This window comes from Streptomyces sp. NPDC002754 (assembly GCF_053592315.1).
On the sequence record NZ_JBSFVM010000007.1, the window covers coordinates 76,624 to 90,037 of the forward strand.

Sequence of the window (13,414 nt, forward strand, 5' to 3'; positions counted from 1 at the left end):
GATCTAGGGTCGTGTGCATGGCACGACCGCGGCGCATCGTTCTTGTCCGGCACGGCGAATCCGAAGGGAACGCCGACGACACCATCTACGAGCGCGAGCCCGATCACGCCCTGACGCTCACCGACAAGGGGTGGCGCCAGGCCGAGACCACAGGCGAGGACCTCCGGCGTCTGTTCGGACGCGAGCGGGTGAGCGTGTACGTCTCTCCGTACCGGCGCACCCACGAGACCTTCCGCGCCTTCCGGCTCGACCCCGACCTCGTACGCATCCGAGAAGAGCCCAGGCTCAGGGAGCAGGACTGGGGGAACTGGCAGGACCGCGCGGATGTGCGGCTGCAGAAGGCGTATCGCGATGCCTATGGGCACTTCTTCTACCGGTTCGCCCAAGGGGAGTCGGGGGCGGACGTGTACGACCGGGTGGGCGCGTTCCTGGAGAGTCTGCACCGTAGCTTCGAGTCCGCGGACCATCCGCCGAACGTCCTGCTCGTGACCCATGGGCTGACCATGCGGCTGTTCTGTATGCGCTGGTTCCACTGGTCCGTCGCGGATTTCGAGTCGCTGTCGAATCCTGGGAACGCGGAGATGCGCGTGCTCGTTCTCGGGGAGAACGGCAAATACACCTTGGACCGTCCGTTCGACCGCTGGCGCGAACCGGAATCGTACGGAGTCACCGGATAGAGTGTCGATGCGATGACCACCGCTGACTCCTCACCCGACGGGCGCTTGAACCGCGCCCTGTCCAGCCTGCGCGGACTCTCCGTGGGAGACGCGCTGGGATCACAATTCTTCGTTCCGGCGAACTACCCGCTGCTCAAGGCCGGCGCACTGCCGGACGGCACATGGCAGTGGACCGACGACACCGAGATGGCTGCCTCAGTGGTGTCCGTCCTGGCCGCTCACGAGCGTGTGGACCAGGACGAACTGGCGCGGTCGTTCGCGGAGCGCCAGGACGTCGACCGCGGGTACGGGCCCGCCGTGAACCGGCTGCTGCAGCAACTGCGGGAGGGTGGCGACTGGCGGACCCTCGCCTCCGCGCTCTTCGACGGGCGGGGGTCGTGGGGGAACGGCGCGGCGATGCGGATCGCTCCGCTCGGCGCCTATTACGCGGACGACCCCGAGCAGGCCACGCATCAGGCCGAGATTTCCGCCTACCCGACGCACCAGCATCGGGAGGCCGTCGTGGGTTCGATGGCGGTGGCGGCCGCGGCGGCTCTGGTGGCCGATGCCGCGGGGCCTCCCACGCCTCAGGACCTCCTGGACGGGGTGATCTCGCTCGTCCCGCGCAGCGCGGTGGGCGCAGGCTTGCGCCGCGCCAAGGACATGCTCGACTACGGAGACCCGTCCACGGTGGCGGCCGTCCTCGGCTGTGGCCGGAGGACGACCGCGCACGACACCGTGCCGTTCGCCATCTGGTCGGCGGCGCGTGGCCTTGGTGACTTCGAAGGCGCCTTCTGGAGCACGGCCCAGGTCGGCGGCGACATGGACACGACCTGCGCGATCGTGGGCGGCATCGTCGCCTCCGGCGCGGACGGGGCGCCCTCGGCCGAGTGGCTCGGGCGGACCGAGCCACTGCCGGCCTGGGCGCCGACCGCGTAGGGGCACAGAACAGGTCCGGGGGAGTGCCCCTCAGACCGAGGCCCCGGGCTTCCCGCTCAGCGCCTCGAGGTCGCTCTTGCGTACCTGGATGACGAACAGGGCGATCAGCGCCGCGACCACGGCCAGCGACGCGGCCGCTATGAAGGCATTGCTGATGCCGTGGGCCAGCACCGAGTCGGTCCATGGAGCGGGCAGTCGGTGCGTCTTGGCGAACTCGGCCTTCTGCTCCGGTGAGCCTTCCGCGAGGAACTTCGGTATCTGCTTCTTGGCCTCGCTCTCGCTGGCGCTGCTGAAGATCGTGGTGAGGACCGACAGTCCGAGGGCGCCGCCGACCTGCTGTGTGGTGTTGAGCATGCCGGAGGCCGCACCGGACTCGCTGTCGGCTATGCCGGAGACGGCCGTCAGGGTCAGCGTGACGAAGTTCAGGCCCATACCGAAGCCGAACAGGAGCATCGGGCCGAGAATGCCGCTGAGGTAGGAGCTGCTGGGGTCGATGAGTGTCAGCCAGCCCATGCCCGTGGCGGTCAGCAGACAGCCCACGGCCATGAAGGGTTTGGGGCCGAGCCGGGGCAGCAGGTTCGTGGCGATCCCTGCGCCGAGCACGATGGCGGCGGTCACCGGTAGGAAGGCGAGGCCGGCCTTGACCGGGGTGTAGTGCAGCACGTTCTGCACGAAGAGCACGATGAAGAAGAACATCCCGAACATCGCTGCGGCGAGGCTCAGCATCATCGCGTAGGTGCCCGACCGGTTGCGGTCCTTGAACAGCGTCAGGGGCGTGATCGGCTGGCTGGTGCGCCTCTCGATGGCGATGAAGGCGATCAGCAGGACCGCGGCCGCGCCGAAGGACGCGGTGGCGAGCGTGTCGCTCCAGCCTTCGGAGGCGGCACGGATGAATCCGTACACGAGGGCGGCCATGCCGAGGGTCGAAGTGAGGGCGCCCGGCAGATCGAACCGGCCGGGGTGGCGCTGCGACTCGTTGATGTAGCGAGGGGCGAGGAGGGCGATCAGTACGCCTATGGGCACGTTGACGAACAGCACCCAGCGCCAGTCCAGCCAGTCGGTGAGCATGCCTCCTGCGAGCAGCCCGACGGCGCCGCCACCGGCGGAGACGGAGGCGAAGACCCCGAACGCCCGGTTCCGCTCGGGCCCTTCGGGGAACGTGGTGGCGATGAGGGCCAGCGAGGTGGGCGACGCGATCGCACCGCCGACGCCCTGAAGCGCACGGGCCGCGAGCAACTGCCAGGGCTCCTGCGCGAATCCGCCTAGGAGAGATGCGAGGCTGAACAGGGCGATACCGGTGATGAACATGCGGCGGCGCCCGAGAAGGTCGCCGGCCCGGCCGCCCAGGAGCAGCAGTCCACCGAAGGTGAGCGCGTAGGCATTGATCACCCAGGTCAGGTTGTTGGTGGAGAAGCCCAGTGCCGTCTGCATGTGGGGCAGGGCGATGTTCACGATGGTGGCGTCGAGGACGACCATCAGTTGACAGGCGGCGATCACTGTCAGCGCGATGCCGGGTCGGTGTGGGCGCGCGGAGGCGCGCGGTTTGCTGGGCGGAGCCGGATGTGCCTGGATCTGATCCTGTGTCACGAGCGATCCCCCATGGGCATGATTAGAGAACGGTCACGTTCCCTGTGTGGGATCGTAGTGTGCCCGCAGTAGTGAACACAAGCGTTCTTTATGGGAGTTGTGAATGCGTCGGCGGAAGCTTGCCGTCGACCCGTCGAAAGAAGGGGCTGAAGCCTGAGATGCTCGGTGGTGGCTCCCCATCAGTGCACGTGGGTGTGTGCTGAGCTCGCTGCCGCGCGTCCGAACCGCTCTCGGACGGCTCAACGGAGAGATGATGATGGTTAGTTCACGTCGGACGGCCGCCCCCGCTCAGGCGGCCGCCGCGCTTCGCAGGCGTGGCCCCGTGCTGGAACGGGCCATTCTGGAAGCGGCGTTGGATCAGCTCAGTACGGTCGGCTGGAACGGCCTCACGATGGAAGGCGTCGCCGCGGGCGCGCAGACTGGCAAGGCCGCGGTGTATCGGCGCTGGCCCTCCAAGGAGGACCTCGTCGTCGACGCGCTCCAGGCGGGGCTGCCTCCATTGGACTCGGCGCCGGAGTGCGGAAGCGTGCGGGAAGACCTGCTGGAGCTGTGTCGCCGCTTGCGGGAGGCCATGTACTCCCGGCCCGGCTACGCGCTGCGCTCGGTGCTTCACGAATGCGACACCCTCACCGCCGAACGCTTCCACAGCGTGATCGCCCAAGGTGTGGTCGAGCCCAGCGTCGAGTTGATCAAGGAGGTCGTCCGCCGTGGCGTTGAGCGAGGTGAGGTGCGCCCGGATGTCGACGAGTCCAGCGTGTGCGACGTGATTCCGGCGCTGATGATGTACCGCTCGAAGGTGTGCGGAAGCGAATGGGGAGAGGGGGATCTGGTGGAGATGATCGACCACGTGATGGTCCCGCTGTTGCGTCGGCAGGCGCGTTGAGGCGAGCCGGGTATCGCGGCGCTCCCCGGGCGGCGTACGCTGTTTGCCGCCATGCCGTACGAAGCACCCACCCACACCGTTGAGCGCTCACTGCGCGCCACTACCGGTGCCAAGATCATTGCCGGTGTCGACGAGGTCGGCCGCGGTGCCTGGGCGGGTCCCGTCACCGTCTGCGCCGCCGTCACCGGGCTGCGCCGTCCGCCGGAGGGCCTCACCGACTCCAAGCTCATCAGCCCCAAGCGCCGCGAGACTCTCGCGGTCGAGCTGGAGAGCTGGGTGTCCGGACATGCCCTCGGGCACGCTTCACACGAGGAGATCGATGACCTGGGGATGACGGCGGCCCTCCGACTTGCCGCCGTGCGGGCCCTCGAGGATCTGCCGGTGCGGCCGGACGCGGTCATCCTCGACGGGAAGCACGACTACCTGGGTACCCCTTGGCAGGTTCGTACGGTGATCAAGGGGGACCGTTCCTGCATTGCCGTCGCCGCGGCGTCGGTGATCGCCAAGGTCCGCCGCGACAAAATGATGGCCGAACTGGGCATCGACCATGCAGACTTCGGGTTTGCGGCGAACGCCGGATACCCGTCGCCGGTGCATCGCGCCGCGTTGGAGGAACGGGGGCCCACCCCGTACCACCGGCTTTCGTGGGCGTATCTTGATGCGCTGCCCCAGTGGCGGCACCTCAAGAAGGCCCGCAGTTGGGCGAATGTCGGCGTTCCAGAGATCGAGGGCCAGCTCGGCTTCGACTTCTGACCGCCTCGCTCGCACTGACGTGCCACCCGTTGACGCGAGCCGCACCTGCGTTTTGATAGATATCAGCTCAAGCCTCTCAGTCCCGAGGAGCCTCAGATTCACGAGAGTGCCCAGGGTCCCCGCGCCACGCCCGCCAGCGGCCGTACCGCGTCGACCCCCCGCCCTGTACCCGGCCCGCGTCCCGCGGCGCCACCGCGACCCGGACGTCCGGGTCCCTCCAGGCCCATGCCGCCCGCGCAGCGAACGCCGCGCGACTCGGCGGGTGTCCACAAGCCGGGGCCGAACGCCCCTGCCGCCACGTCGACTTCGGTCTCCCAGCCGCAGATCCAGCTCATCCCGGCCTCGGTCGAGGGCGCGCTGGACGCTGCGGAGGAGGCTCTCGACATGCTGCTCGACTCGGGCCGCGCCCCCGGCGACGTCCTGGTGGTCACCACCGGTGACCCGCACCCGTGGGCGGCCCACGAGCTGTCCTTCGGTGAGGACTCCTACTGGGCGCAGCACGACGCGCGTGACGACGTGTTCTACGCCGATTCCTCCGCCCTGGGGCGCGCCGCGTCCCGTCCGGTGGTCGTCGTCGCCGTGAACGGCGGAGCCGACGAGGTGGCCACCACAGCGCTGCCGATCGCGCTCGGCCGGGCCGGTGCGCTGCTCGTCGTGTGCGGCGACCCGGAGCGCATCAACTCGCTGTTGGGCGCCGGGGTCTGACGCGCCGCTTGCCGACTGCCCGCACCGCGAAGCGGTGTCCGGGGAGTCCGGCAGGCGGGCCCGCGGCAGGCGCGGTGCCATTCAGCGCGCCGCGGCGCGGCGGAGCACCTCCGTCGCGGCGCCGCCGGCGCGCGGCGCCGACGGCTCCCCGGACCCCAGGGCCTCGGCCACAGAGCCCACGCTCGGGCGCCGACCGGCTCTGCCCTCTCCGAGTACCTGCCAGCCGTCCCGCGTCATCGTGATGTACGCGCCGCAGCGCAGGCCGTGCAGCGTGCACGCGTCACGCAGTCCCCACATCCAGGCCCCGTCCTCCTCCGTCCAACGGGTGTCCCCCTCGCGGCAGTACAGCACCACCGCGGTGCGCACCGGCGTGCGGCGGCGCAGGTCGTGCGGGATCACCCGGCGTAACTGGGACAGCAGCGCGTTGCGGAACGTCCAGCCGTCGGCGGCGCTTTCGCGGCGCACGAACGAGGCGCTGGCCCGCAACCGCTCATCGGGGTCGAGCACGGCTATGACGACGGTCTGTGGGATCGGCCGGTGGCGGGAATACAGCCCGCTGACCACCTCGCGCGGATCGCGCAGCAGCGGGATGCCGGCCGCCGCCCACTCCGCGGGCTCGAGCAGCCTTGTCGGTCGGTTGACGGAATCGGCGGACCTGTCGGTGCGCATCAAGGACGCGGACATCGACACCGCCGAGGACGGAGCGAATCCAAAGGCCACGGTCCTCCCTTCGGCTACACGCCCACACTGCGGGCGGGGTCGGACTGGGGAGCGCACCGCGACACAGCTCTACCATCCACCGGATAACGGGGAGCCGTGCGGGGAGCAGTACCAATTCTTCCCGTCGCAGTGGCAGACGGCAACGAGCAATTGGGACCGCGTTCCTGTATCTGTCGATGCGTCGCCAATATCCCTGCCCCAAGGGTTGGATCGCTACGCGTCGCTCACCCCTGTACCGCCAGGACCAGTGGCAACACCCCCTCGGCGCCCGCCCGGCGCAGCAACCGGGAGGCCATCGCCAGCGTCCAGCCGGTCTCCATGTAGTCGTCGACGAGCAGAACCGGGCCACCCGCGCGTGAGAGCGCTTCGGACAGCTCGGGCGGAAGCGTCAACGTGCCGTCGAGGGCGCGCAGCCGCTGCGCGCTGTTACTGCGCGGGATGTGTGCGGTGTCGCTGCCCGGTGCGTACGAGATGCTGCCCAGCAGTGGCATGCGGCCGACCTGCGCGATGCCTGCGCCCAAGGACTGGATGAGCTGCGGGCGAGTGAGGGACGCCATCGTCACCACGCCGACGGGGCGCGGCGCGGTGTCGGCGGAGCCAGCCGCCCAGCCGCCCGGCCCCTTCGCCCAGTCGGCGAGCACGTCCACGACGGCTCCCGCCACATCGTCCGGCACCGGTCCGTCCGGGGCCTGCGGGGCGAACATGGGGCGCAGACGGTTCCCCCAGCCGATGTCCGACAGGCGGCCGAGTGCCCGCCCGGTCCCGGCCTGCTCACCCGCGGGGATGCGGCCCTTGAGGTCGATGCCGACGGCCGCGAGCCCGGTGGGCCACATCTTCCTGGGATCCACCTCGACTCCGGGGCGCCCGAGTTCACCTCGCGCCGAGTTCAGCGCTGCGGGCGAGACGGCGTCGGAGAATCGCGGCGGCGCGCAGTTGTCGCAGCGGCCGCACGGGGCCGCCTCCTCGTCGTCGAGCTGACGGCGCAGGAATTCCATGCGGCAGCCGTCCGTCGTCGCGTAGTCCCGCATCGCCTGCTGCTCGGCCTCGCGCTGCTTGGCCACCCACGCGTAGCGCTCGGTGTCGTAGACCCAGGGCTGTCCCGTGGCGATCCAGCCGCCCTTCACCCGGTGCACCGCACCGTCCACGTCGAGGACCTTGAGCATGGTCTCCAGACGTGACCGGCGCAGCTCCACCAGCGGTTCGAGCGCGGGCAGGGAGAGGGGCCTGTCGGACTGCCCGAGCACGTCCAGCGTGCGCCGCACCTGCTCCTCCGGAGGGAAGGCGAGCGAGGCGAAGTAGCGCCAGATCGCCTCGTCCTCCTTGCCGGGAAGCAGCAGCACCTCCGCGTGGTCGACTCCGCGCCCGGCGCGGCCCACCTGCTGGTAGTAGGCGATCGGCGAGGAGGGAGAGCCCATGTGGACGACGAACCCGAGGTCCGGCTTGTCGAAGCCCATGCCGAGCGCCGACGTGGCGATCAGCGCCTTCACGCGGTTCGCCAGGAGGTCCTCTTCGGCCTGCTGCCGATCGGCGTTCTCCGTCTTCCCCGTGTACGAGGACACGGTGTGGCCGCACTGTCGCAGATAGGCCGTGACTTCCTCGGCCGCGGCGACGGTGAGGGTATAGATGATCCCGGAGCCCGGAAGGTCGTCCAGATGGTCGGCGAGCCAGGCCAAACGGTGTGCGGCGTCCGGCAGTTGTAGGACCCCGAGGCTGAGGCTCTCGCGGTCGAGCGGGCCGCGCAGCACCAGGGCGTCAGAACCGGACCCGGTGCCGAGTTGTTCGGCAACGTCCGCCGTCACGCGCGCGTTGGCCGTAGCCGTCGTCGCCAGGACGGGGACGCCCTGCGGAAGGTCGGCCAGCATCGTGCGCAGGCGTCGGTAGTCCGGGCGGAAATCGTGCCCCCAGTCCGAGATGCAGTGGGCCTCGTCGACGACGAGCAGGCCCGTGGCCGCGGCGAGTTGGGGCAGTACGTTGTCTCGGAAGTCGGGATTGTTGAGCCGCTCAGGACTGACCAGGAGCACGTCGACTTCACCGGCCGCCACATCGGCCCGCACGGTGTCCCATTCCTCGGTGTTCGACGAGTTGATGGTGCGGGCGCGGATGCCCGCACGCTCCGCCGCCTCCACCTGGTTGCGCATGAGCGCGAGGAGCGGGGAGACGATCACGGTCGGGCCGCCGCCGCGGTGCCGGATCAGCGCGGTCGCGACGAAGTACACCGCGGACTTGCCCCAGCCGGTGCGCTGCACGACGAGGGCCCGCCGATGGTCGGCGACCAGGGCCTCGATGGCGCGCCACTGGTCCTCGCGCAGTCTGGCCGTGCCGCTCGGGTCGCCGACGAGACGGGCGAGAACGGTATCGGCGGCTGTCCGCAGCTCTTCGTTGCTCATGCCCCCATGCAACCCGATGGCACTGACATCACGCGAACGAGCCCGCGGACTGTGGACAACTTCTGTCGTGTCCCTGATCGGGGTTATCCACAGCCCAAACCGGAGCGCCGCGTTCCGGGGCATGGTCGGCGCATGACGAATCACAGCGAGCCGACCGGGCTGGTCGGCGAAGCAAAGATCACCCTTCGCACGGCAGGCGAACTTGCCGAGGCGCTCCCGTACTTGCTCGGGTTCCGGCCCGACGACAGCATCGTCCTGGTCGCCCTGCACAAGGGGCGTTTCGGCGGTCGTGTGCGCCTGGGCATTCCCGAGCGCACCGAGGACTGGCATGCAGTGGCGCGACAGATGGCCCAGTGTCTGATCGGCGAATGCGAGCGCAGGGACGGCCACCCCGACAGCGTCGTGGCGTTCCTGTGCCAGGACGCCCCGACCCCGGGCCCCGACGCGGGGCTGCGGATCATGCAACAGCTCAGGCCCCTGGCCCAGCTGCTGCGCACCGAGTGCGGCGGCCTCGACGTGCCGGTCACGGAAGCGCTGTGCCTCTCGGAAGGCAGGTATTGGTCGTACTGCTGCGCGCGCGCCGAGTGCTGCCCGGTGGAGGGCAACGTGATCGCGACCGACGGCACCTCGGTGATGGCGGCCACGGCCGCCTTCGCGGGCATTCAGGTACGGGGGTCGCTGGGGCGGATGAAGGCGCGCCTGGCCGTCTTGGAGACAGCGCTCGTCACGGATCAGACGCGCGCCCTCGATGCGGCGGCGATGGACCTCGTGCCGAGGATCTTCGCCGGGACACCTCGCCAGGAGGTGGAGGCGGCGACGCTGGATCTGGCCCGCCTGGTCATGCTGCGCTTCGCGGACGCGCCGGGAGAGGTTGACGCGCTCGCGGCCGACCTCAAGGACGACGAGCTGTTGGCACACGATGAGGCCGCGTCGCTGATTCTCGGTCTCCAGGACCGGCTGACCAGAGACCGGGCGGCGGAGTGGATGGAGGGCGCGGAGGCCGTCCACGCCCTGCGCCTGTGGCGGGCGCTGGCCCGCCGGTGCGTCGGCCCCTACGGGGAGTACGCCGCCGCGCCGCTGGCACTCGTGGGGTGGGTGGCCTGGTCGCTCGGCGACACCGTTGAGGCGGACCAGGCACTGGAGATGGCCCTCGGCGCCGACCCGCGGTACACGTTCGCCCGCTTGCTCAACGAAGCGCGGGCCGACGGGCTCGGCCCCGAGCCGTTGCGGCGCTCCCTGCGAGTGGGGCGGACGGATCCGGATGCGGACTCGGCACCGGACACGCCGTCCGGAGTGGTCGATGACGACTGCACGAGTGCCACCGGAGTCGACGGCTCTCGACCCTCGGCGGTGGCCGTCCCCGGAGGCGCCGCCGATCCAGGAATGTCCCGTGCCACCCGAGGCCTGGAGGCCGCCCTGCGTCGGCGGGGCGAGCGGCGTCCCGGAGCTGGGACGCGCCCTGCGCGGGCGGGTGCGCGTGCACCCCGGCGGCCGACGGAGCTCCGCCGCCCCAGGCGCCAGCGGAGCAGGGGCGACGGATGAGGGCCGGCTGCCCCGCGGGCCCGCTTTCTCGCTTCGTGGCCCTGCGGCGTTACTTGGAGTGGGCGCGCCCCGTTCATCTGGGTGAGCGGTGGCGGCGGCCGGGTCGCACCGCCGAGGTGCAAGGCAGGCCGGCGGCGTGCCGTACCCGCAGGGGGAGGGGAGCGAAGATGACGTCCCACGCTTCGCCGCAGTACGCAGCCACGGTGCGTGACGATGATGTGCCCCGCGACCACCTCGCGGTCCGTGAGACGCCGAGGGCGACGGGCGCACCCGGCCCGCAGCGTGCCCCCGATGACGTTCCGGCCGGCCCCGCGCAAGGGCGACCACGTACGCCACTGGGCCACCCGGCGCTGCAGGCGCCATCGACGGGACCGGCCCGCGCGCTGTGGCGGAGCACGGAACTTGCGCCGGTTCACGAGGCGCTGATCTGTGTCGCGCTGCCCGGCCTCGCGATCTCTTCCAGCCAGGGCCAGTTGACGGGGCAAGGGCTTGAAGGCTTCTACCACCGGGGTAGACGCCTGCTGTCGCGCTGTCAGATTCGAGTGGCGGGGATGGAACCGCTTGCCGTGCAGTCCCGCATGATCTCCTCCGACCGGGCTTGCTTCACGGCCACCCTGCGGGTGGCCTCGGATGCCGGGCCCGATCCGGACGTGGTCGTTGAACGGATCCGGCGCGCGGAGGGCACGGAGGACATCACGCTGCACAGTTCCGCGCAGCGGACACTGCGGCTGCCGCTCGAAGTGGCGCTGGGCACCGACGTCGCCGAGATCGGTGCGGCGGCAGCCGGGAGCGGCGGGCGAGAACTGCCCGCCACGGTTCACGGCTCCGGACTGCGCTGGTCGTCGCCGACGGGCAGCGGGCCGACCGTCCTGGTCACGGTGACGCCACCACCGATGGACGCTCTGGCGTCCGCCGGCCTGCTGCGCTGGGAGTTCGAGCTTCCGCCGGGCGGCAGACGCACGGTGCGGTTGCGGGTACGGGCAACCGACGAGGGCGCCGGCAGTGCGGCGGGGTACGGCGCGATCCGGCCGTTCGCCCTGGCCACGGCACAGGGGGACGACCCGCGTGTGGGCCCGCTGCTGCGCGCCGGCATCTCCGACCTGCAGGCGCTCCTGGTGCGTGATCCCGCGCATCCGGCGGACGTCTGCGTGGCCGCGGGCGCTCCGTGGCGCTGCGGTCCGGCTCCCGCCGAGGCGCTGGCGGCCGCCCGGATGACCCTGCCGCTGGGGACCGGGCTCGCCTTCGGCACGCTACGAGCCCTGGCCCGTACGCAGCTGCGCGAGCCTGGAGCGGCGTTCGGAAAGGTGCCGGGGCCGCGGCGGCAGGCGGGTGGGCAACTGCCGCCCAGTTGCACAGGGATCGAGGCCACTCTCTTGTTTCCGGTCCTGCTCGCCGAGGCCAGACGCTGGGGTCTGGGGGAGTCCGAGGTGGCGGGGTTGCTGCCGACCGCCGAGCGCTGTTTGCAGTGGCTGTGGACCACTGCCCGCGAATGCCTCTACATCCCGGACCCCAGCCCGGGTGGCCCTCATCGGTGCGAGATCCAGGCGCATGCCCATCGGGCCGCTCTGCTCGGCGCCGACCTCTTGGACGCTCATGACAGACCTGGCGGCGGTGAACTGCGCCAGTGGGCCGAGGAACTGCGGCGGCGCTTCCAGGAGGACTTCTGGGTCGAGGACCGCGGCGGGGGTCGACCGGCGGCCGCGCGCACGGCGGATGGGCGCAGGTCGGCAGGGCTGGGTGGTGGCGCCGCCCACCTTCTGGACACCGGGATGCTCGGCGGGGGCGAGCGGGCGCCGGGCCTGCTGGACAAGGTGCAGACCGAGCACCTCGCAAGATTGTTCGGTGGGCCGGGGCTCGACTCCGGATGGGGGCTCAGAAGCCTGGGGGTGAAGGAGGCGTCGTACAACCCGTTCGGGCACCGCTCGGGAGCGGTACGGGTGCACGAGACCGCTGTCGCCGTCGCGGGCCTGTCCGCTGCTGGCTACGAGAAGGAGGCGGCGTCCCTGATCAGAGGCGTCCTCGACGCGGCCGACGCTTTCGACTGCAGGTTGCCCGAGATGTACGCGGGCTGCAGCGGGTCGAGGGAGGCATTCCGCTGCCACACCCCGCCGCGTGCAGACCCGCTGCCGTGTCGGCGGCGGCCGGAGTGCACCTCCTGGCCACCCTCGCGGGCATCCGCCCCGACGTGCCGGCGGGGACGGTGACGCTGTCGCCGATGCGAAGTGCCCCGCTGGGCGAGATCGGGCTGACCGGGCTGCGGGTCGCCGGGCAGGCGTTCTCCGTACGCGTCAGCAGGCTCGGCGTCGCCATGGTGGAGGAGGCGGCGGATGAACTGCAGTTGGGGGTGTGACGGGCGCGGACCCGGGCGGACCGGGGCCACCGCGCGCCGCCCGATACGAGGCGGAGCACGGGAGCCAAGGGAGTGTTTATCGTCAGGCAGACGACTATGATCGTTCCATGTCGCCCTACGACCCATCGGCCTTTCCGCCCTTCGCAGTCACCGTCGATCTGGTCGTGCTGACCGTGCGCCGTCACGCGCTGTGTGCGCTGGCGGTACGCCGTGGTGAACCGCCGTTTCAAGGGCGTTGGGCCTTGCCCGGCGGGTTCGTACGGGACGAAGAGGCCCTGACGGCGGCGGCCGCGCGCGAGCTGATCGAGGAGACGGGGCTGTGCGCCCACGACCCGATGACACCGGCGCAGGACAACGGCGCGCACCTGGAGCAGCTGGCCACATACGGCGACCCGAAGAGGGATCCCCGGATGCGTGTGGTCAGCGTCGCCCACCTGGCGCTCGCCCCTGACCTGCCCGCGCCGCGTCCCGGCGGCGACGCGCACAGCGCACGGTGGGCCCCCGTGGAGGCGCTGCTGAAGCGCGGCGGCTACGGGCGCGAGGACGAGCAGGCGGCACCGTTGGCCTTCGACCACGCGCAGATCCTGGCGGACGGCGTGGAGCGGGCGCGCTCCAAGATCGAGTACTCCTCGCTCGCGACGGCGTTCTGCCCGTCCGAGTTCACCGTCGGCGAGCTGCGCCGCGTCTATGAAGCCGTGTGGGGTGTTGCCCTCGACCCGCGCAATTTTCACCGCAAGGTGACGGGCACGCCGGGTTTCCTGGTGCCGACCGGCGGCACCACTACCCGTCAGGGCGGTCGGCCGGCCCAGCTCTTCCGGGCCGGTGGGGCCACGCTCCTCAACCCGCCGATGCTCCGACCGGAAGCCTGATCGATTCCTGGGGGACGCGGGGC

At 70.9% G+C, this 13,414-nt stretch carries 10 protein-coding genes and 1 pseudogene; 8 read left to right on the forward strand and 3 right to left on the reverse strand.

Annotated features, from left to right (window positions below; translation table 11 throughout):
- Window positions 1-17 precede the first annotated feature (17 nt).
- Window positions 18-677, forward strand: coding sequence for a histidine phosphatase family protein (locus ACWD2L_RS17505; RefSeq protein ID WP_351333023.1), 660 nt, complete (start codon window positions 18-20; stop codon window positions 675-677).
- 12 nt (window positions 678-689) lie between these two features.
- The gene (locus ACWD2L_RS17510; protein ID WP_351333026.1) at window positions 690-1,595 is read left to right on the forward strand and encodes an ADP-ribosylglycohydrolase family protein; all 906 of its coding nucleotides are present in this window, start codon (window positions 690-692) and stop codon (window positions 1,593-1,595) included.
- 30 nt (window positions 1,596-1,625) lie between these two features.
- On the opposite strand, the gene ACWD2L_RS17515 is transcribed toward ACWD2L_RS17510, so the two are convergent.
- On the reverse strand, window positions 1,626-3,182 hold the full coding sequence (locus tag ACWD2L_RS17515; protein ID WP_451190058.1) for an MFS transporter: 1,557 nt from the start codon (window positions 3,180-3,182) through the stop codon (window positions 1,626-1,628).
- Between the two features lie 256 nt (window positions 3,183-3,438).
- On the opposite strand from ACWD2L_RS17515, the gene ACWD2L_RS17520 reads away from it, so the two are divergent.
- From ACWD2L_RS17520 to ACWD2L_RS17530, 3 genes are read left to right on the forward strand one after another with little or no spacing between them, the layout of a single operon-like run.
- Window positions 3,439-4,065 carry a TetR/AcrR family transcriptional regulator gene (locus tag ACWD2L_RS17520; protein WP_351333098.1) on the forward strand — a complete coding sequence of 209 codons (627 nt, stop codon included), beginning with the start codon at window positions 3,439-3,441 and terminating at the stop codon, window positions 4,063-4,065.
- Between the two features lie 51 nt (window positions 4,066-4,116).
- Window positions 4,117-4,818 carry a ribonuclease HII gene (locus ACWD2L_RS17525; RefSeq protein WP_351333028.1) on the forward strand — a complete coding sequence of 234 codons (702 nt, stop codon included), beginning with the start codon at window positions 4,117-4,119 and terminating at the stop codon, window positions 4,816-4,818.
- 45 nt (window positions 4,819-4,863) lie between these two features.
- Window positions 4,864-5,523, forward strand: coding sequence for a hypothetical protein (locus ACWD2L_RS17530; protein ID WP_351333101.1), 660 nt, complete (start codon window positions 4,864-4,866; stop codon window positions 5,521-5,523).
- A gap of 81 nt (window positions 5,524-5,604) precedes the next feature.
- Here ACWD2L_RS17530 and ACWD2L_RS17535 read toward each other — a convergent pair whose 3' ends face one another.
- Together ACWD2L_RS17535 and ACWD2L_RS17540 are read right to left on the reverse strand one after the other, a co-directional pair.
- Window positions 5,605-6,243 carry a hypothetical protein gene (locus tag ACWD2L_RS17535; protein WP_351333031.1) on the reverse strand — a complete coding sequence of 213 codons (639 nt, stop codon included), beginning with the start codon at window positions 6,241-6,243 and terminating at the stop codon, window positions 5,605-5,607.
- Between the two features lie 224 nt (window positions 6,244-6,467).
- On the reverse strand, window positions 6,468-8,630 hold the full coding sequence (locus tag ACWD2L_RS17540) for a RecQ family ATP-dependent DNA helicase (RefSeq protein ID WP_351333034.1): 2,163 nt from the start codon (window positions 8,628-8,630) through the stop codon (window positions 6,468-6,470).
- Window positions 8,631-8,762: 132 nt separating this feature from the next.
- On the opposite strand from ACWD2L_RS17540, the gene ACWD2L_RS17545 reads away from it, so the two are divergent.
- The 3 genes and pseudogenes from ACWD2L_RS17545 to ACWD2L_RS17555 all read left to right on the forward strand — a co-directional run bounded on the left by ACWD2L_RS17545 (window position 8,763) and on the right by ACWD2L_RS17555 (window position 13,391).
- Complete coding sequence (locus ACWD2L_RS17545; RefSeq protein ID WP_451190063.1) at window positions 8,763-10,172, forward strand: DUF4192 domain-containing protein; 1,410 nt, start codon at window positions 8,763-8,765, stop codon at window positions 10,170-10,172.
- 167 nt (window positions 10,173-10,339) lie between these two features.
- A pseudogene (locus tag ACWD2L_RS17550) lies at window positions 10,340-12,522 on the forward strand (glycogen debranching N-terminal domain-containing protein).
- Between the two features lie 107 nt (window positions 12,523-12,629).
- A complete protein-coding gene (locus ACWD2L_RS17555; RefSeq protein ID WP_351333039.1) occupies window positions 12,630-13,391 on the forward strand; it encodes an NUDIX hydrolase in 762 nt (253 codons plus the stop codon).
- Window positions 13,392-13,414: the final 23 nt, after the last annotated feature.